This is a genomic window from Aquimarina sp. KJ22-3 (assembly GCF_055808215.1).
Map to the genome: position 1 here is coordinate 2,232,077 of NZ_CM147859.1, position 19,679 is coordinate 2,251,755.

The window sequence follows — 19,679 nt, forward strand, 5'->3', positions numbered from 1 at the left end:
ATATTGGTGCTGAAAAAAGATATTGATTAACTCATATCATATTCTAATTTGGTATTCACTTATTAACGGTATTAGTATCACATAAATTTAAATATTTATGATGCCGGTTCTTAGAAAAAAAGCTTTAAAAGATTAAGCTTCTAATATGCAATCTGAACAACTTTTTACTTTACCATAATAGGTTTTTCTATATTTATGAATAGTCTGAACAGGAAGTCCTAAGCAATATTTTTGGATATACGTTACTTGTGTAATAAGTCTTCCCATTTTTTGACTATATCTGTTTTCGGTTTTGGTTTTTCGCTTAATTTGAATAAAAGACATAAATTTTTTATAATATTATTATTGATTTTAAAGTGCAGAGTTCGTGGATACTACCTCCCAATAGGACATTTTGGAAAATTGCTTGCATGTTCTTTGGTTTCTTTTATTTTTCCAATAATTTATTTCGGTTCTCAAATCTTGGGCTGTTTTATCTTTGTTACTTATTCCGTTTTTGTTAGACATTTTTATTGATTGTTTGATTTAGATTGAATGTATTTCTGCATTAATATTATGACGCTCTACGAGCCTTTTGGTAAAAGCTTTGTGACCACTTGGTGCTAAAAGATGTAGTTTCCCCCGTTTCATAGCTGCCATATAGCTCAAAACTTTCCATTTAATAACTAATTTTTTTGCATTTTTCTTTTTCAAAGCGATGTCTGAAAAATGCTTTGCTCCTCCATATGTGATGAATGATAAATCAGCTTTAATTTTTTCATTAGTAGATTTGCTCAGAAATGTTTTAGGTTCATCGAAGCCCGGAGCAATCGATTTGATCGCGGTAGTAGGTCTTTTATTCACCCAGTTAAGTGCTCTTTCTATGTACTTTTTTTTATTCATAAATTGATTATTGTTTTTTTGTATAAGAATCTTATGATTTGACTAATGCTATTGGATAGACATAATTTGCTATCTTAAATAATCATAATAGCCAATAGCGCTAATCCATAAACTAATACGGCACCAGACACTAGAAAAACTAATGATTTTATTATTTTTTTCTTGAATTTTACTTTTGGTTTCATTTCTTAGATTTTTTTGATGTCTTTTCCTTTAAAATCAGTTTTTAATAAAATAATCTTTTCAAAAGGTCTGTAAACATGATAGTGATGAGTTGATCATTTAAACATTAACTTCTATTTAGAATTTAGAATTTAGAATCTTTTCATTCATTTATCCTTATACTATGGTTACTGCTAGGGCTATAATGAAGGCAAAAACCGACATAATAGTTAATAGAATTAAGGACTTTTTAGTATCATTTTTCAAAACAATTGATTTTAATTGTACTTCATTATTCCTTTAGATATATAAAGACGGAGCACCTTTTGGGAGCCTGAATCCTTGAATCATATAAAAAACTATATGTTTAATCTCAAAAGAAAAGTATGGTCATCAACAACTAAAACTGGATGCGAGTCGGCATCAGAAAAGATTGAATGTTTTTTGAGAATGTTGATGTAATACTCATACCCTTATATAATATCTTATATCCAAAAAATGTCAAGCCTTTTAACTGGATTTAACTATTTCTGGAGTCCAGACTACATAATATCTGTTAAATATGTTAATGAATAGTTAATGAGTTGATGGGGAGTTCTAGACTATTATGATTTGGAAAAGGCCGTAAACATCCAATGTCTTTTTTCTAATCTTCTCATAAACTGTGTTGTGATTTCTTCGCTTACTGTGTCTCCTGATGCTAGGGCAGCATTTAAAACATCTAAAAGAGAGTCGTGGAGTATCCCAAAATCATGTAATATTTCTCGTACCATCTCCATAGGAGTGACTTCTTTTTCCTGTTCTGTAATATCTGCCATATTAAGATGTTGTTGCAAGGTGTTTTTAGGTTTTAACCCAAATACTCTTATTCGCTCTGCAATAATATCCGTTTGTTCTTTTACTTTGTTGTACTCAATTTCAAATTGTTCATGTAGTTCAAAAAAATCAGCACCTTCTACATTCCAGTGGAACGTTCTTAGCTTATGATAATGAACGATATAATTGGCCAGTAGCTTATTTAAGGCTACGACAATTTCTGCAGTTTCTAAATAGGTAAATCCTAGTTTTTTATAAGCTTTTTGTGTTTTCATAGTCATATCTACCTTGTTTATATGGTTTATTTTAAATTAATTCTTTACGTTTTTTGAGCTTATTTTCAATTAACCATAAAATCAAACAATAGGTTAACTCATACCGTAGTTTTTGTGACTTTTTTGGTAATTGTGAATAATAAGATATTGTCGAACAACAAGTTTGAGCAAATATGTTTTTAAGAAAACATGGAGGTAAACAATTGTTTTATTTACAAAATGTTAAAACTTAGGATATAACCCGAAAAATAAATGTAATTTCAGATTGCATAAAAAAGAATATAGGATGAATTATAAGCACCAATTTTTTATTTTATTGATACTCTTAAGTTTATCTTCTTGTATCAAAAAAATCCTAACAAAGAGATAGAACAAGGTATTTTACGAGAAAACACAATACCGAAAACCGATGACGGTTTCAGTTATCTTGTTAAAAAAGAGGTATATGTTCCTATTTATTCAGACATATATAATAAGACCAAGGATTTTAGATTTCAACTTACGGCAACTTTGAGCATAAGAAATACGAGTCGAAAAGATTCTCTTTTTATAAAAAATGTGGACTACTATAATACAGAAGGAAACTTAGTTCGAGGGTATATAGAACAACCTATATTTTTAAAACCTTTGGAATCTATTGAATATGTAATTGAAGAGGAAGATACTTCTGGTGGGAGTGGAGCAAATTTTTTAATCACTTGGGGAGCAAATACAACATTGGCTCCGATTTTTCAAGGAGTGATGGTTGGAGTATCTGGTCAGCAAGGCTTTGCGTTTACTACTGAGGGCGTTGTAATTTCTGAAACTAAAAAATGAAACTACTTAGTACTGTTTTCTCAAAATACGATCGATTTAAATTGAAAAACTCTCCCCAAGCTAATTTGGTTTATGGGTTTTTGACCTATATATTAATTGGATGGGGAATATTATCTTTACCTTTTCTACAAAAAACCTATGTAAGTACGGTTGATAATCTCTTCATAGCTACCTCCGCAATCTCTACCACTGGACTGGTAACCGTAAGTATTTATGATAGTTATAATCTATTAGGTCAGTTTATTGTTATGTTATTGTTTCAGATTGGAGGTATAGGGTATATGACCTTTACTACATTTTATTTGTTATCAACTACTAAACGAATTACTCACTGGCATAGAAAAATTATCCAGACAGAGTTTGATGTACCCAAAGAGCTTAAAATCAAAGATTTTCTTCGCTCTGTAATTATCTACACGCTATTTATGGAAATCATTGGAGCTATTTGTTTTTTTATAGCATTCAGGAAAGAGGGAATTGATGTAGGGCAAGCACTTTGGAATAGTATTTTTCATAGTGTTTCTGCGTTTTGTACAGCTGGGTTTGGATTGAGTAACAATAGTTTTATGGATTTTACTGGAAATACCTTTATTAATATTATTATATCCGTATTGGCTATTTGTGGTTCACTTGGATTTATAGTCGTAACAGATATTTGGTATAAAATTTCCAGACGGACCACAAAGATTTCTTTTACCACTAAAATGGTATCGGTTGGATTTTTAATTCTTTTGTTATTTGGGACGGTAATTACATATTTTTCTGAGCCTTTGATACAAGAATTACAAGGTAAAGAAAAAATATTGGCGTCTTTTTTCAAGCCATGACTTCAATGACAACCGTAGGCTTTAATACAATCAATACAGCTCAATTATCATTACCAATATTGTTGATGGTTATTTTTTTGATGTATATAGGAGCATCACCTGCTGGAACAGCAGGAGGCATGAAAATCACTACTCTTACTGCGATGCTCGCTATTATAAAAAGTAGATTGTATGGAGAAAAAGAGATTACATTTTTAAAAAGGAAAATTCCATTTGAAAGATTATATGTAGCTACTTCTACATTTATTTTCTATACAATGATCATATTTTTTTCATGTTTTTTGCTTTCGTTCACCGAAAGAGGAGATTTTAAAAATATCTTATTCGAAGTTGCATCGGCTTTAGGAACAGTAGGATTAAGTGTAGGTCTTACAAGCGAACTTACTACTTTTGGTAAAATTGTTTTTATAGTAATTATGTTTATTGGTAGATTAGGAGTTATTACTTTCGGTTATGCTTTATTAGCTCGAAAAACCGAAAGGCAAAGTTAACATATACTTTGATGTTTGATTACTGCGTTTACTTGTGTATTATTTCGATGAATCATTTGTTCAGAAGTAATTAATTATGGTTGAAGTATTCGGTCAGCAAATCTATTCCCTTACTACTAGGGATTATAATTTTATACAGAAATAGATGATGTTTTAAAAAAATCCTCAAAGGCACAGCTAGAAGTTCCGGATACCATAAGCTGACTTTCCATAATTAACCCTTTAGTTTATTGATTATAGTCATTCTCTGAGGATGTGTGCCCAATATAGCAATAAGCAATAGGTGTTTTGGTCGCTATCGATTCTTTTTTTAATCATTTTAAAATAATAATATATATGATTAAGTTAGAAGTTTTAACTAGTTGTTCTGTTACATTAAATTAGATGTGATTTAAAAGAGGATTTTAAGGATTTTACAATTTGAAATATTAGCTGATCATTAATAAATCCAACTTATTTTTCATTTTAATCAATAATTTACTTTAGAGAAATTATCTATCTTTAGTAGAGTTTACATTCACTTTTTATGTATGTACTTTACTAAAAGCTTCTACAAGTTTTTTCATTGTAATAGGTTTTACAATATAATTGTTTACTATACTGTAAGATTTTGCTCGAAGGACATCTTTGGGATCAACCGAAGACGAGACGATATATACGGTTATTTTTTTTGACACAGGAACCTTTATAAATTCATCCAAGAACTGCCAACCATCCAAAATAGGCATATTTAGATCTAAAAGAATAACATCGGGTAGTTTTTCCTCATCGGAAATTAGCTTAGTTAACGCATCCAAGGCCTCTTTGCCGTTTCTATAAATTAAGAAATTGGTGCAAACATCCGCAAGTTGCATTACTTTTTTTACTCCAAATACAAATATCGGATCGTCATCTATAATACAAGCAATATCAATTTTCTTCATACTTAAAATATACTTTAAAAGTAGTACCGACGTCTACAGTACTTTCTACATCAATTTTTCCTCCAATAGCTTCAACTTGATTTTTAGTAATAAACAATCCAATACCTCTTGCTTCTTTGTGTTCATGAAAGGTCTTGTACATTCCAAACAGCTTAGCATGATGTCTATCCAAATCTATACCTATGCCGTTATCTTCAATACAAAGTACAAGATAGTTGTCTTGATGATAGGCATTCAAAATAATATAACTGTCTCTTGTAAGAGATCGGTATTTGATACTGTTGGTTATGAAGTTGAGTAATATACTATCTAAGTATGCAGAAACGGCCATGATTTTTGCACTCTGGTCCACAGCATTTTCAATCTTTACGTTAGCCTTTTGAGCAATTAGTTTTACGCCATGTATAACTTTATTAATGGTTTTACAAAGATTAATACTAGTTAGGCCTTCTGTTACAGTAGTATTCATCAAGACCACTTCATTAAGATGTTTTACGGTTTCCGTTAAGTTATCAGACGCCAATCTAAACAATTTGACAATTTCATCATTTTCTAATTCAGGATGTTCTTGTAGATAAAGATCTAGTAACATACTAAAATTACCAGAATGTGATTTAAGATTATGCGAGACGATATGCGCAAAGTTTTGCATCAGATTATTTGAGGCCAGCATCAGATGGTTTGATGTATAGCATGAATCATGGTTGGTTTAATGATGCGAAGTCTAAGAAGAAGTTCGGCTTTGAGATTTCAATAGTTGCCAACGCTGCCTTTGTGGGAGATGATAACAAGTCTTTTGTTTTAGATACTTCTCAATATGAAAATCTACAATTTAGGGACGGGAGCTTACAAAAAGAAGTTGCTACTGCTTTTGGAGACATAGAAGGAATCGTCGTGGTTGTTGAAGGGGAAAGCTCAGTGCCTTTAATACCACCACAGGATGCAGAATTTGAATTACCAACAGGTTTAGGAGAATCAAATATTAATTTTGTTCCTACTGCTTTTTTACAAGCTAGTTTTGCTCCTTTAAAAGGAACGGAGATAAAGGCAAGATTCTTCCCAAAAATAAACACCAGCGACGCCAAAGTAGGTTTTTACGGTTTTGGTCTACAACATGAGTTTACATCTTGGTTACCTGCAGATAAGGTTTTTCCTGTTGCTATTTCTAGCTTAATAGCTTATACTCATTTGGATGGTAGTTATGATTTTACAGATACCAACATTGTAGACGGAGAAAATCAGCGATTTGAAAATAACACCAATACCTTGTTATTTCAAGTGATTGGAGCTACAAAAATGCCCGTTTTCAATTTTTATGGTGGAATAGGGTATCTTTCAGGAACTTCAACCACTGATTTACTTGGGACATATAGGGTGCAATCCGGTGTAATTTCAGAAGAAGAGATTACAGATCCTTTTTCAGTAGAAAGTAAGATCTCTGGCGTTCGTGGTACTTTAGGAGCTAAGCTTACATTAGGATTTTTCCGTATGAATTTAGATTATACGCTAGCCGAGTATAGCGGATTATCTTTCGGTCTTAATTTTGGTTTATAATAGTTGCTGGATTATTGATTTATTATGAAGTTCTGTAGTTTGTTTCTTAATAGATAAATACAAATAAAATCATAGAATTTTTTACTTAAAGGACTCTATGATTTTATGTGTATTAGAATATCCTTTATCTCCATACAAGTATATTACAATTTATGCTCAATTTGGATTACATTAAATTTTACTTCAATTTATCAAGCATTTCTTTTGAAACACTGCTGTATATCCCATAAGAATCCACTAGTAATCCTTTTACGCCAGATTTGGTGCTTATGGCATAAAGAATAGAATTATCGTCTACACTGCTCATACCTTCAAAACGATGTTTTTCTACTATTTCAAATTCTTTTGGCTTATAGTTCATTTTAAGAACTGGACAATAAATCGTATCTCCTTTTACATTAAAATCTTGGGTAAAACCTTTTAATTTTAAGGCATTAATAGCCTCGATAAGTGTATCATAATATTTCATAACTTATTTTTAATTTGTTTTGCTTTTATAAGTGTATTAACTACTTATTATCCAAATATGATAAGTAAATTGATGTAATAAGAGGAACAAGAATAAAAATAGGAATAAAACTTCTTAATACTGATGCCAGCTTTATTAAATCTTCGCCAAAAAAATAATACAATACTATTAGCGCTATAAATAGTCATACGGATGATAATGGTTGTTTCGATTTACAGGTAATACATATTTAAAATTCGAAAAACGAAAATAATCCCTTCAAGTCAACAAGTACTATTTTTTATCTGTGAAAAGTTGAAGCGTCAAATCTAAAAATGAATCGGTAACTTTTGGCGTAGCTATTATCTTCTTTTTGAGTAATAAAAATTATTAAGATCGGTATTATATATAGTATCTATGGATCAATTAGATATTCAATTTGATGAGAGGCTAATCGTCAACGTTTTCCTTTCTACTATAATATTAGAACCGAATCACTTGTCAATTTCAATAAATGTTAAAATATTCTTATCAGTTATTATTGCATAATATTTTTTTGTAATTTTATTTAACATGTGTTTAAAAAAAGCGAAGGTCAGTAAAACAAAAAAAAGAAAAATGTAGTTTTTTTATTTCCTCGATCTCTATTTTAAACTATTTCTGCCCCTAAAATTATTAGTACCTCACATCGTCAAGAGCATGAATTTTAATTTTTAATTTATGCCAATAACACGAGATAGTTATAGAAAAAATTACCTTACTTTTAAATTAACCCTTGATAATTGTGGTGAGGAACCCATACATCGACCTATTGTCACTCAAAGTCATGGAGTATTAATCGCATGGGATAATGAACAACCCAATGCCCCGATCTTTTTGAGTGAGAATGTCTCAAATGTTTTTTCAAATCCTGACATAGATTCATACTTTAATTTGCCCACTGAAGAATGGATGGATAATGACATTTCTGAAGCCTTCGAAGAAATGGAAGACCCTTTTTCATGGAACTCTATAGATCCCATCCCTGTTCTCATCAATAACAAACCCTGGAATGTTATTAGGCATATTCATAATAAAACTCGTTTCATTGAACTGGAACCAATATATCGCGATAAAAATTTAATAGGTCGAACATTATCTTCTTTTCATGAAATTAGAATGGTAACAGAGCCACTACAGTACGTTGACAATTTACTGGAACTTTTTAAAGTATTCACCGAAAAATATAGACAGGTTACAGGCTATGATCGTGTGATGATTTATCGTTTTGACGAGGATTATCACGGATCCGTTGAAGGGGAAAGTAAAAAACAAGAAATTGAACCTTTTTTAGGTCTCCATTATCCCGCGACGGATATCCCGCCAATCGCCAGAGACTTGTTTTTAAAAAATAAAAGTAGAATTATACCTAACGTCAGCTCCATAACGAACAGGGTAATTTTTAATCCTAAAGCTAAGAACCCTTATGATTATTTGGATTTAACATACACTCAATTAAGAGGCACTTCTCCTATCCATATCGAATATCTTAAAAATATGGGAGTAGAAGCAACTTATACATTAGCGCTGATCATTGACAATAAGCTTTGGGGGCTCGTAGCATGTCACCATTACTCTCCCTTCTTCGTCAATTATGAAACCAGAAAAACCGGAGAGCTAATTGTGGATAATTTATGTAGACGTATTTCTGAAATTGAATTTGCTAAAGAGCAAAAGAAAAGGAAAGAATTAAGAAAGAAGGAAGAAGATTTCAACAAATACTTAGTTTCTTCCTGGGAAGTGCTACTACAGCTTATTAATGATAAAATTGATCTTCCAGATTTGTTACAAGTTGATGGAGCAGCATTGGTGACTTCTTCTTTAGGAATTTATCGCCAAAAATTAACTCCAGATGAAGATATATTACTAAAAATATATAATTGTCTTCAAAAGAATCCAGATTTTTTTGAAAATGATATTTGCACAACCAAGGATATCCGTGAGCTTGTTAAAGATCAAATAAATCTTAAAGGATTATCTGAAGAAATAGGTGGTGCAGCTATTATTCAACTAAAAGAGTTAGACGATTGTATGATTCTTTGGTTTAAAAAATCAGAGCGTACCTTATATGAATGGGCTGGAGATCCGAGACGTCCTTATGAAGTTGATTATGATGAAGATGGTGATATTCAATTAAGCCCCAGAAAATCATTTGAAAAGTGGAAAAATGCAGTAAATTTTAAATGTTCTCCCTGGGATAATGTAACTATTGAAATGATCCATCGGGTAAAAGACATTATAATCAAGCGAAACCGAGATTGGAATCCTTTTCAATCTGAAAATTACAAACGTGAATTAGAGCAAATCACTTATACAGCCTCTCACGATTTACAAGAACCTCTTAGAACTATAGATAACTATTTGATGCTAATCGATGAAGAATTAAGTGACAAAAATGGCTCATTTGACGAATATCTAGGTAAAACACGAAATTCTGCGAAACGTATGAGTAAACTCATTGATCAAATGCTTGTTTATTCAAAAGTAGGAAGCTCAAAAATGAGAGAAAATACAGATTTAAATAGTGTTCTCAACGAAATTATTGAGGATTTTGGTTTAAAAATTAATGAACTTGGTGCTAAAATTATCTTCAACGATCTCCCTGTCATTTACTGCGACCCCGTAGATGTTAAAAAGCTTTTTCAAAACTTCATTTCAAATAGTCTAAAATACTGTAAAGAAAATATCTCCCCAATAATCGAAATTCATGCTAAAAAAAATGGGTCTAGTTGGATGTTTTCCATTACGGATAACGGTATTGGAATTAAAAAGAAAGATTTTGAAAAAGTATTTTCTCTTTTTCAAAGACTACATCATCATGAAGACATTCCTGGAACTGGTATAGGACTACCCACTTGCAGAAAAATCGTAGAAAGCATGAACGGTAAAATCTGGCTAACCTCCGAAATTGGAGTTGGAACCACATTTTGGTTCACCTTAAAAAGCGAACAATTAGATCATGAATTAACAAAAAAGTAAAAGAAAATGTTTAAAAGTGTATTATTAATAGATGATAATAGATGTGACAACTTTGTACATCGTAAAATTATTGAAAGATTTCAATTTGCCAAGTACGTATATGATTGTCGAGATGGTCAGGAGGCTTTGGACTTTCTAAATCAGTATAAAAATCCCGATTCATCTGTAGTGAACCCGGAGATTATTTTTCTTGATATCAATATGCCGGTTATGAATGGGTGGGAATTCCTAGAAGAGTACAATCAATTAAAACCAGATTTGCAACAACAACACATCATAGTAATGCTTTCTACTTCTGCAAATCCAACAGATAAATTTAAAGCAAAAAATCATCCTTTTGTATTGGATTTTATGTCAAAACCGTTGAGCGAAGAAAAATTAGAAAAAATCAAAACCGTGTTAGAATATGAAAAATGATTATTTAACTCATCTAAGATACGCGACAAGAGATGCGCATAAACAAGTAGAACTAACAACAAACGGAAATGACTTAATAAGCAATCCAAACAAGGATAGCTACGCATTGTTTCTACTTACACATTACCTGTTTTATAATGAGGTATCTCACCAAATGAAATTAGCTAATGAGATTGATGGCTTAAAATTAGAAGATCTACCAAAACAAGAGGCCATTGGCGCAGCTCTATTAGAAGATTTAGATATTTTAAACATAAAAGTTTCAACAATTCCAACAATATATGATTATCAGTCTGCTTTCCATGCTTTAGGAATGTATTATGTAATGAGGGGATCTACCATGGGGAATAGAATAATTTTTAATGAATTGGGTAAGAATAAAAACTTTGTTTCCTGGAACGCTTCTAATTTCTTAAAAACTTCATTAAAAACAGCAACAAAAAACTGGACATCTTTCAAAAACGAATTACTTATTTATCTAAACGACAACTATAAAGAAATAGAAAATGGTAGTCTTGAAGGGTTTCAGTTATTTGCTAAGCTTCATTTAAAAGCCAAAAAATCACTTGATTTAATTGAAGCGTAAAATTTGATTTAGCTTTTACCCAATACTTTACGATATAAATCCACACACTGAAGTAAAGTATATTATAAATAATAACGTAGCCTAAAAGAAATAAATCTAGGTTGGGTAAAAGTTCTTGATAATGATACGAAAAGATTTGTAGCACTATTGTTGACTCTGGAATCTATATCCAAAATATTGGTTGCATTAATCTGGTATTCCCAATTTGCATCTTTATTTTTTTATAGGATAAACAGGCATGCCAAGGTTGAAAAAATGAAGAATACCTCAAGCACAAAATTACTACGATCACGTTAGCTAAAAAATTTAACACCAATTCTAAGTACCTTTTTAAGGTAGTGAATAATTACAAACAGAAAAGCTTTACTAATATGTGAATGAACTTAGAATTAACCATTTGATCAATAGGTCACAGTATGTTAAAAGCTTTCGAAACTACAAATTGAAAGCTATAGTCAACACTGTAGGTTTTAATTCTACAGATGCATTTTCTAAAGCTTTTTATAAAAAAGAGAAGTTGAAGTTTTCTGAATATCTAAGGAAGGTTGAAATAGTAAAAATAGGTTTTGAGTTTTATAGTTGGTAACACAAATAAGCTCAAATGCTGTTAAAATCTATGATAATATGTTAAATTTTGGAAAAGTGTGCGTTTTCATAAAACTCAAAGAAGAGAGAAGTACCTAAAACAAAAACAACCTCTTGAAAATCGAGAGGTTGTTTTGTGATCGCGACAGGATTCGAACCTGTGACCGTCTGCTTAGAAGGCAGATGCTCTATCCAGCTGAGCTACGCGACCATTATTTTGTATATGTAGTAGTAGGACCAGACCTACTTATATTGCTTAATGATTGGTTGTCGATTTCAGCGACGCAAATATACAACAGATCACCATTTCTGCAAGGATTATACGGGATTTTTTTAGTACATTTTTTTTGGTCTTTTTCTTTATTGATGTTTTTATGAAACAATCGTACTTCAATTATTTTGTTTTCAATTATTTATTAGGTAAAAACACAGCCTTATATTTTTTTGTACAAATGGTTTTGTGACCATTGTTACAAAAATAGTCCTAGGTAAATCGTACTTTTAATAAAGAATTAGATCCGATTTGATGAATCGAGGGTATTATTTTGCAAAAAATTAGAAGTAGAGTGTAAAGGAATCCTATATCATACGATCTAAAGAATATGTTTTTAAAAGTGCGAAAAGAATTATGATTATAGAAAAATACAGCAGCGTATTTATAGAGGCTTTTATGAATAATATACAATGGACCTGGAAATCTATTTTGTTCGAGGTGCCTTGGTATCTCAATTACTTTTGGGGACTTACCTTGATCTCTTTATTAGTTTGGGGATTAGAGATTGCTTTTCCGTGGCGTAAACATCAATCGATTTTTAGAAAAGATTTTTGGTTAGATGGTATATATATGTATTTCAATTTTTTCTTTTCGCTATTGCCATTAGTGGGTTTTACGGGATACTAGGAGTTGGGTTCGAACAGCTTGGAATTTCAGCGAAGAGCCTTACGTTATTGGATATTTCGACCTTCCCGATGTGGCTTCAGCTTTTGATATTCTTTATTCTGTTGGATTTTGTACAGTGGTTTACTCATGTATTGTTGCATAAATTCCATTTGTTGTGGAGGTTTCATAAAATACATCACTCGGTAAAAGAGATGGGATTTGCTGCACATCTACGCTATCATTGGATGGAAAACATATTGTATAAACCCTTAAAAACGCTGGGAGTAATGCTAATAGGTGGTTTTGAACCTGAGCAGGCTTTTATTGTCCATTTTATAGCGATAGCTATTGGTCATTTTAATCACGCGAATATTAAGGTTACCTGGGGGCCTTTGAAATATATTCTAAACAATCCTGTCATGCACTTATATCACCATGCTTATGAATTGCCCAAAGGAGCTTTTGGAGTAAATTTCGGAATTAGCCTTAGTATCTGGGATTACCTCTTCAAAACAAACTATATTCCTGAAGATAGTGGTACAGTAACTATTGGATTTCCTGGGGATGAAAAAATTCCGAAGAGCTTTTTTAAACAAATCATACACGGTTTCGTAAAGGAGAAATAAGACCTGCTACGGTAGATCTTTATTGTTTTTTGTAAACAAAAGAACCTTTTTAGCAAAGTACCCTTTTTTGTAGAGATCTTCTTCACCTGGTTTCTTCAAGATGCATATAAATTTTTCTTTTCTTATATTTTCTTTTCTGAATTGTATTCCTTCTTTCGTGAATCCTAAAACATACTTGATGAATAGTTACCTGGATGGGTAAGTTCATAAACCTATTTTTAATCAATCAACAAGATGGAGTTGAGCTTGATTTATGGGTTTGTGATGTAAACCTATTTCTAAAATTTACTTCTTTAACATCCAGATGAATCCTCGTTTGGCTCCAAAACTTTAACATATTAAATCTTAAAATCAAATGAAAAATCGATTAATTCTTCTAACATTACTCTGCGGTTTGTTATTCGCTTGTGACAAAGACAATGATGAATTTGCAGAAAGAGAAAACCAACTAACTCAACTCGATTTAACAGAAAGCGAACTTAAAGAGAAGTTAGACAAATTAAAAGCCGATCGCGAATCTCAATTAGATGGCAAAAGTGTTACAGTTGGGGCTGGTACACCAAATGCTTTGACTTATCATGCTGGATATGGATTTGATCCATTAGCAAAAGATGTAAACGGAAATACGGTAACGCAATTTGCTTTTCCTGTATTTAAAGGTACAGAAGATATTTTATCCTATCCTGCTCAAGGAGTATCTTTTAGAAAGGTAGATATCATTGAAAACTATGATGGAGCAATAACTTACTTTTCTAGAACAGATACCTTATCGCTATCAATTGCTGAACAAGTAGTTCCGGCAGCAAAACCAGGAAAGGAACAAAAAACCAAACCGAAAACTACAAAAACTGAAGGAACAATCCCTGAAGGTAAAAATGAAAATGGTCAAACACCGGCAAAACCAAATGCTAAACCGGGTTCACCAACACCTCCGGCGAACGCACCGGGTATTCAATCTAATTTATTCTCTTTTGATATCCAATTTAGGAATAAAGTGCTAAAAGATCTTAGAATAAATGATACCACAGTTACTTTATTAGCAACCGTAAAGGTGTACGATCAATCATATTCTTTACCAGGTATCAAAATCAAACCTCCATTAAATCCATTTGATCCAACAGACACGGGTAATATTGATCCAACAGCAAAACAAATTTTTAATTATGCGCTTAGCGCGCCAAATGGTCCCGAAGTAGCAATACCTTACTTTGTTGATCTGTATGGACCATTATTTGCATCGGGCGTAATTAAGGGAGGAGAAGTAGTATATAAAATGGAATTTAGTTCTAAAAATATGACTGATGTAGAAAGAAAAGAATATGCATTAAAGCTTAAGTTAGGTATAGGTGCGTTGTTCAATTTTTCTTTTGGTCAGGAAGTGATAGAATTCACTAAAAAAGAATTGAGAAAGAAAAGCACCAAGGTTGAAGTATACACGAATATTGGTCAGTATGTTCCTCCAAATATTAAACCAGAAACTGCTGTTGAAGACCTTTTTCAAGTACAAACTGGTCTAGTAAATCATCTTGCTGCAAATCCAAATCATGCAGGTGTTTTTAGCGTTATCGCTGGTGATTATGGAAATTTCCTCGATATGTACCAGATATTCAATGCTACTCCAGGGACAAATCCTTTTGCCGATCAACAAGCTCAAAAGGTAGACTTCTTATTAAGAGAAGCTTATGAAAAACAGATCAAATGTTATGCAGATTGGGACGCATGGAAAGCCCTAGAAGGAACGGCATTATCAGTTATAGAATTTAGTACAGATCAGGCCAAAAAGCAAGCTGCACAAAACGCTTTAAATGAAATCAGAGCGAATATCGCAAACTCCAGAGATAATTGTACAGGATCTAATACACCCAATAGAGCGAATTATGCAAGTTGGTTATAATTAAAAGTTAAACACGAATTAAGGAGATCACCAAAAGTTATAAATAATAGTATCTGAGGCAAACAATTTCAAAATTCTTTGTTTCAATGGTGCTGTAGTTCGAACTTTTGATCAAAAGTGTTTAAATAAATACATAAAGGTCTTCTAAGGTGTTTACCTAAGAAGACCTTTTTTAACTACAAAAAATATGAAAAATTATAGTCTAATAACATTTATCGTCCTTTTATCGCTAGGAATATGGTCATGTTCTGAAGAGGATCAAAAAAATGATCTTGAGCACAATCAAATGGTTACCAAAGAAGACCTCTTTTCACAAAAATCCATTGTCTATAGAGGAGATACACTTAATGTAGGATATGGGTATAATCCTTTGATAAAGTCCATTCACTCTCCATTATTTTTAAATATTTTGGAAGAAGAAAAAGATGTTCAATTACCACGAGCGGTAAAGTTTAAAATCATAAAAACGCATCAAGATATTGAGAGTTTTTTAGTAGAAACTGATCAAGAACAAAAAAATAATGAGTCAGAAGAAGAACTTTCTACTACCTTTTCATTTAGAGAGATCTTAAATCGAGAAATTACTATTGAAGGAAATAGCATATATGTAATTTCAAGTATAGCTTTGACTAAGACCGAGTTTGAACTATCTGAAGATAATTTATTCGAAATAGAAGCATTTGCAAGTGTTGTTTTGGATTATCAAGATGCGGTTTATTTTCAACCATATTATGGTCCAGGATTTATATCAAAACAGTCAGTAGGGGGTAATGCATTATATATCTATAAATATGACACCACAACTATTTCCGAATTACAGAAGAGCGTTTTAGAGCAAGCTCTGAGTATTAAATTCGGTGATATATTCGATTATGAAATTGATGGGCAGATTACGGTAGAACAGCAAAACCTTATTAAAACTACATCAAAAGAAGTTAAAATTTTTTCAAGTTTAAACAGCTATTCTCCGGGGAATATCAATAATCCCCAAGACCTTGAAGAAGAGTTTAATAAACTAAAGATAGAAATTAATAATAGGGATAAAAACTTTTTGACACCTCAAACCACAACAATAGATTCTTATAACACGGTTATTACTAATCCTACACTACAACAAAATTTTGAAAAAGTTAAAAAGTGTATCTCAGATACCAAAGCGTGGTATCAACTAAGAAGTAAAATAGCAGATATAGCAATTTTTAGTGAGGATATGGATCAAAAATCAAAAGCCAAAGAGGCATTACAGTTTATTGACAATCAAATTAAAAATTCTAGCAATTGTAACAATTCAACAACTCCTCAAGAGAGTGATTATGCGGATATCCTAGGAGTATAATAGATAAAGTTTATCAAAAAGCTAAATTTAAATGTAGAGTTATGAACAAAATATATAGATATAGATTATTTTTTTCATTGGTGCTATCGGTTTTTTTAAGCTGTGAAAAGGAAAACTTAAATGAACAAGACGCCATTAATGAAGAAATAACCGAAGAAACAATAAAAGATGAAGGTATTGATGTTTCTGAAAGTTTTCAGAAAGTATTAATCCATAATGGTAAACCAGTGTATGCTGGTAACGGTTATAGTCCTGTTACTGGCAGAGAATATCGTCCTGCAGTTAATCAGTTATTTGTCAAACAAGATCATGGTAACCTTCCATTGGCTGAAAGAACTGTTGAAGTTGTAGAGACTAATGACGAATTGGAACGTTTTTTACGAAAATCAACAAGTACAAATGTAAATTTTCTTTTTAAAATTTTTGGCTTTGGAAGAAGTAGTAAAAAAACCATTGAAGAACGTATCAAAATGGATGAGAATCATATTACTGTAATTGCCAGAATCTACAAACCAATGTATCGCTATGGAGTTCCCGAAGGCTTTGCTCCCATGGAACCCAGAGCAGCACAATTGTTAGATCAAAGAGATTTTGATCGTTTTTTTAAAAAATTTGGAACAGCATATGTGAGTGATCATATTTTGGGCGGAGAAGTTTATTATATCTATAATTACGATATTTCTTCTTTAGATGTTCAAACCAGAACTAATTTCAAAAATAACGCTTCTATTTATGTAAAAAATATTTTTGGCATTAATACGGGACAAACGGTATCCCAAGAATATCAGCAGTTGATTCAAAATAGTGTTGAAACTTATGACGTGGTGTCTAATATAAACGGTTTTGCTCCTCAACTAGTTACTTCAGAAGATGACGCCTATCAAGAAGATCTCAGAATAACCTCGTATTTAACCGAAAACCCTACAAAAGCAGCTACTTTGTCTATGACCTTGTTCCCATGGTCAAAGACATTTCAGGTAGATGTGCTAATGCAGGAAAAGTTTAAAGATGAGTTTAATAAAGAAGCGAAACGCTATCAGGACTTTGAAAAATGGGAAGAACTTAGAGTTGCCGCAAAGTTTGTTTTTTATAATAGCAGACAACCGAATATCAAAAATAGAGCAAGAGAAGAGCTCGAATATGCAGAAGATTTTATTGCTACTAGATATCAAAACCCGAATGGGCACTTGTATTATTCAATACCACCTGGTATAGATAGAATGAATTCCTTCATGAATCCATATAATACCGAATTGTTTCGAAGAGAGGTAGCCAGAGAACTGGTGACTGTTCTTAGGTATGACCCTACGAACCATGTAGGAATAAGAGGTAATTCTTACTACAGAGCAGGTAGAGATCCTATTTTGGAATCCAGAGGAAAAGGTTATACCGAAGAATCTATGAGGTGGTTTGCCAAACCTTTTCCAGGAACAGTTCCAATTTGGGAATTTATAGAGAGAGAAGGAGACCGAAGAAAAGAAAGAGTAACTATAACCACAGATTATAATGCCAATTTTGGCCATCGTTGGAAAAGAAATGATACCCCAATCGGATATACATTCCCTGAAAACAATCCCCATTTTTATACAAGTCTAACGGGAGCTGGATGTAATGTTAACGAAATCATGTTTCCAATCGCACGATACAAAGGTGATGGCATGATAAAAAATGATGGATTTGAGCATGTTTTTGTCTGTCATTATAACACTTGGGTGACCAATGATCCAGAAGGACTACAAAGAGATGAGGAACTTACTGGGGTTTATGCCTTGGGACAAGGATTTGTTTGGGATTACGGATTCTAATATCAATGATTAAATTAATTAGTATGAGAAATTTAATAATACTACTGTTAGTGGGATTTTCTATTTGTTCTTGCGAAAAAGAAGAGTTGCATAACACAATGTTGGAAGCAAATAATACGACTGAGGATTTTAGTTTGTTATCCAAAGAAGAAGATGGATACCCCAATATAGTAAGCAATTACATAAAAGCAAGTGATGGAACATGGAAAGAAGTTTATGTTGGTTTTGGATACCATCCCACGTTAGAACGAAACTATGCATCTGTTTTGGCCGATGAAAATGAAATTAACTACAGTACTACGGTACCAAAAGCTTTGGATGCGAGTATCAAAATTATCAAGACGAATAGAGAATTAAGAGATTTTATTGATAAATCAGGTAACATCCAGTTTTCAAATTCTCTTGACATTGATGGACTCGATTATCAAAATTCTTGGCAATTTACCAGAGAAACTGAATTAAGTCAGCAAACCATAACGGTGGCGGCAAGAATTAGTGTGCAACGAGAAAAATATTGGGTAGAACCTTTGCCATTTCTATCTGATGATTTTGATAGTGCAATTTATTCGCAAAACACCTACGAAAATTTTAAAGTTACTTATGGTCCAATGTATGTTGATGAACAACTACGAGGAGGAGACGTCTATTATTTTTACACATTTAGAACCGGAAACTTTAGCGAACAAGAAGAAAATGAATTCGCTCAAAAAGCAAAATCATACATATCAGAATTGTTTGATAAACAGACAGGTATTGCACTAACATCTGCAGATAGAAATCAAATAACCACTGCCTTAAATAAAGAAGGTCTTTATACAAATGTTTTTGGTTTTAAGCCTGAAATTGTAAAATCTGTTTCTGATTTTAACAAAGAGATTTCTAGGTTTCAAAGTTATTTGGACGATAATCCCCAGTTTATGGCTACGGTACATATCACGTTCAAACCTTTTAGAAATTTGACCTATGCCGTTGGGGCAAACAATATGGTTAAATCTCTGGAATACTTTAAAGAGGTATCCAAATGTGTTAGGGATATGGAAATGTGGAACTTGATCAGGGCAGAATTACAATATGTCGCTAATAATCACTCTAATCCTACGATCAAAACTCAGGCAGAGTCTGCTATAAATGATGTGAGAAATAAAGTGTATAATTCCTGGAGATGTGTGAATTCAGTTACTCCAAATGGCAATGAATACTTAAATCTAAGAAACGTTGCTTTTTAGTTAATAAGCATCATAATTGCAAATTTTGTTTGTAAGGCGACCGGTATTACAGTTTGATTTTTGTTAGCTCTAATCCTATGCATAAATACCGGTCGCTATTATAGTTAATTGG

The 19,679-nt window shown here is 32.1% G+C and carries 17 protein-coding genes, 1 tRNA gene and 1 pseudogene; 12 read left to right on the forward strand and 7 right to left on the reverse strand.

Features of this window, described 5'->3' with window-relative positions; genetic code table 11:
• Nucleotides 1–132: 132 nt before the first annotated feature.
• The 3 genes from AC0L3Q_RS10185 to AC0L3Q_RS10195 form a co-directional block, all read right to left on the reverse strand.
• Nucleotides 133–324: a hypothetical protein gene (locus AC0L3Q_RS10185; RefSeq protein ID WP_073316593.1), complete on the reverse strand. Its 192-nt coding sequence runs from the start codon at nucleotides 322–324 to the stop codon at nucleotides 133–135.
• A gap of 201 nt (nucleotides 325–525) precedes the next feature.
• Nucleotides 526–882 (reverse strand): hypothetical protein, encoded by a 357-nt coding sequence (locus tag AC0L3Q_RS10190; protein ID WP_473286464.1) that lies wholly within the window; start codon nucleotides 880–882, stop codon nucleotides 526–528.
• Nucleotides 883–1,649: 767 nt separating this feature from the next.
• The gene (locus AC0L3Q_RS10195) at nucleotides 1,650–2,135 is read right to left on the reverse strand and encodes a Dps family protein (protein ID WP_473286465.1); all 486 of its coding nucleotides are present in this window, start codon (nucleotides 2,133–2,135) and stop codon (nucleotides 1,650–1,652) included.
• Nucleotides 2,136–2,474: 339 nt separating this feature from the next.
• Between AC0L3Q_RS10195 and AC0L3Q_RS10200 the strand changes: the two genes are divergently transcribed.
• The 3 genes from AC0L3Q_RS10200 to AC0L3Q_RS10210 are packed head-to-tail and all read left to right on the forward strand — an operon-like array spanning nucleotide 2,475 to nucleotide 4,269.
• Nucleotides 2,475–2,951 (forward strand): DUF3124 domain-containing protein, encoded by a 477-nt coding sequence (locus AC0L3Q_RS10200; protein WP_473286466.1) that lies wholly within the window; start codon nucleotides 2,475–2,477, stop codon nucleotides 2,949–2,951.
• Entirely contained in the window at nucleotides 2,948–3,778 is an 831-nt protein-coding gene (locus AC0L3Q_RS10205; RefSeq protein WP_473286467.1) for a potassium transporter TrkG, read from the forward strand. Before AC0L3Q_RS10200 ends, AC0L3Q_RS10205 begins: the two co-directional genes overlap by 4 nt.
• A 5-nt stretch (nucleotides 3,779–3,783) precedes the next feature.
• Nucleotides 3,784–4,269 (forward strand): potassium transporter TrkG, encoded by a 486-nt coding sequence (locus AC0L3Q_RS10210; RefSeq protein WP_473286468.1) that lies wholly within the window; start codon nucleotides 3,784–3,786, stop codon nucleotides 4,267–4,269.
• Nucleotides 4,270–4,793: 524 nt separating this feature from the next.
• Here AC0L3Q_RS10210 and AC0L3Q_RS10215 read toward each other — a convergent pair.
• On the reverse strand, nucleotides 4,794–5,192 hold the full coding sequence (locus AC0L3Q_RS10215; protein ID WP_073316603.1) for a response regulator: 399 nt from the start codon (nucleotides 5,190–5,192) through the stop codon (nucleotides 4,794–4,796).
• On the reverse strand, nucleotides 5,179–5,844 hold the full coding sequence (locus AC0L3Q_RS10220) for a sensor histidine kinase (RefSeq protein ID WP_473286469.1): 666 nt from the start codon (nucleotides 5,842–5,844) through the stop codon (nucleotides 5,179–5,181). The genes AC0L3Q_RS10215 and AC0L3Q_RS10220 overlap by 14 nt, the downstream gene beginning before the upstream one ends.
• A gap of 8 nt (nucleotides 5,845–5,852) precedes the next feature.
• Here AC0L3Q_RS10220 and AC0L3Q_RS10225 point away from each other — a divergent pair, with 8 nt between their 5' ends.
• A complete protein-coding gene (locus tag AC0L3Q_RS10225) occupies nucleotides 5,853–6,746 on the forward strand; it encodes a DUF6588 family protein (RefSeq protein WP_473286470.1) in 894 nt (297 codons plus the stop codon).
• 178 nt (nucleotides 6,747–6,924) lie between these two features.
• Here AC0L3Q_RS10225 and AC0L3Q_RS10230 read toward each other — a convergent pair whose 3' ends face one another.
• Nucleotides 6,925–7,215, reverse strand: a complete 291-nt coding sequence (locus tag AC0L3Q_RS10230) for a phosphoribosylpyrophosphate synthetase (RefSeq protein WP_473286471.1) — start codon at nucleotides 7,213–7,215, stop codon at nucleotides 6,925–6,927.
• Nucleotides 7,216–7,914: 699 nt separating this feature from the next.
• Between AC0L3Q_RS10230 and AC0L3Q_RS10235 the strand changes: the two genes are divergently transcribed.
• Genes AC0L3Q_RS10235 through AC0L3Q_RS10245 form a run of 3 tightly spaced genes read left to right on the forward strand, consistent with a single transcriptional unit; the run spans nucleotide 7,915 to nucleotide 11,215 of the window.
• On the forward strand, nucleotides 7,915–10,212 hold the full coding sequence (locus AC0L3Q_RS10235; protein WP_473286472.1) for an ATP-binding protein: 2,298 nt from the start codon (nucleotides 7,915–7,917) through the stop codon (nucleotides 10,210–10,212).
• A gap of 6 nt (nucleotides 10,213–10,218) precedes the next feature.
• A complete protein-coding gene (locus AC0L3Q_RS10240; protein WP_473286473.1) occupies nucleotides 10,219–10,629 on the forward strand; it encodes a response regulator in 411 nt (136 codons plus the stop codon).
• The gene (locus AC0L3Q_RS10245) at nucleotides 10,619–11,215 is read left to right on the forward strand and encodes a biliverdin-producing heme oxygenase (protein WP_473286474.1); all 597 of its coding nucleotides are present in this window, start codon (nucleotides 10,619–10,621) and stop codon (nucleotides 11,213–11,215) included. The genes AC0L3Q_RS10240 and AC0L3Q_RS10245 overlap by 11 nt, the downstream gene beginning before the upstream one ends.
• A 722-nt stretch (nucleotides 11,216–11,937) precedes the next feature.
• On the opposite strand, the gene AC0L3Q_RS10250 is transcribed toward AC0L3Q_RS10245, so the two are convergent.
• Nucleotides 11,938–12,011 (reverse strand) — tRNA-Arg (locus tag AC0L3Q_RS10250).
• 459 nt (nucleotides 12,012–12,470) lie between these two features.
• Between AC0L3Q_RS10250 and AC0L3Q_RS10255 the strand changes: the two are divergent.
• The 5 genes and pseudogenes from AC0L3Q_RS10255 to AC0L3Q_RS10275 all read left to right on the forward strand — a co-directional run bounded on the left by AC0L3Q_RS10255 (nucleotide 12,471) and on the right by AC0L3Q_RS10275 (nucleotide 19,567).
• Nucleotides 12,471–13,306: pseudogene (locus AC0L3Q_RS10255) on the forward strand (sterol desaturase family protein).
• Between the two features lie 355 nt (nucleotides 13,307–13,661).
• A complete protein-coding gene (locus AC0L3Q_RS10260; protein ID WP_473286475.1) occupies nucleotides 13,662–15,200 on the forward strand; it encodes a hypothetical protein in 1,539 nt (512 codons plus the stop codon).
• Nucleotides 15,201–15,387: 187 nt separating this feature from the next.
• Nucleotides 15,388–16,536, forward strand: coding sequence for a hypothetical protein (locus AC0L3Q_RS10265; RefSeq protein ID WP_473286476.1), 1,149 nt, complete (start codon nucleotides 15,388–15,390; stop codon nucleotides 16,534–16,536).
• Between the two features lie 41 nt (nucleotides 16,537–16,577).
• Nucleotides 16,578–18,341: an MAC/perforin domain-containing protein gene (locus AC0L3Q_RS10270; RefSeq protein ID WP_473286477.1), complete on the forward strand. Its 1,764-nt coding sequence runs from the start codon at nucleotides 16,578–16,580 to the stop codon at nucleotides 18,339–18,341.
• A gap of 23 nt (nucleotides 18,342–18,364) precedes the next feature.
• Nucleotides 18,365–19,567 (forward strand): hypothetical protein, encoded by a 1,203-nt coding sequence (locus AC0L3Q_RS10275; protein ID WP_473286478.1) that lies wholly within the window; start codon nucleotides 18,365–18,367, stop codon nucleotides 19,565–19,567.
• Nucleotides 19,568–19,679: the final 112 nt, after the last annotated feature.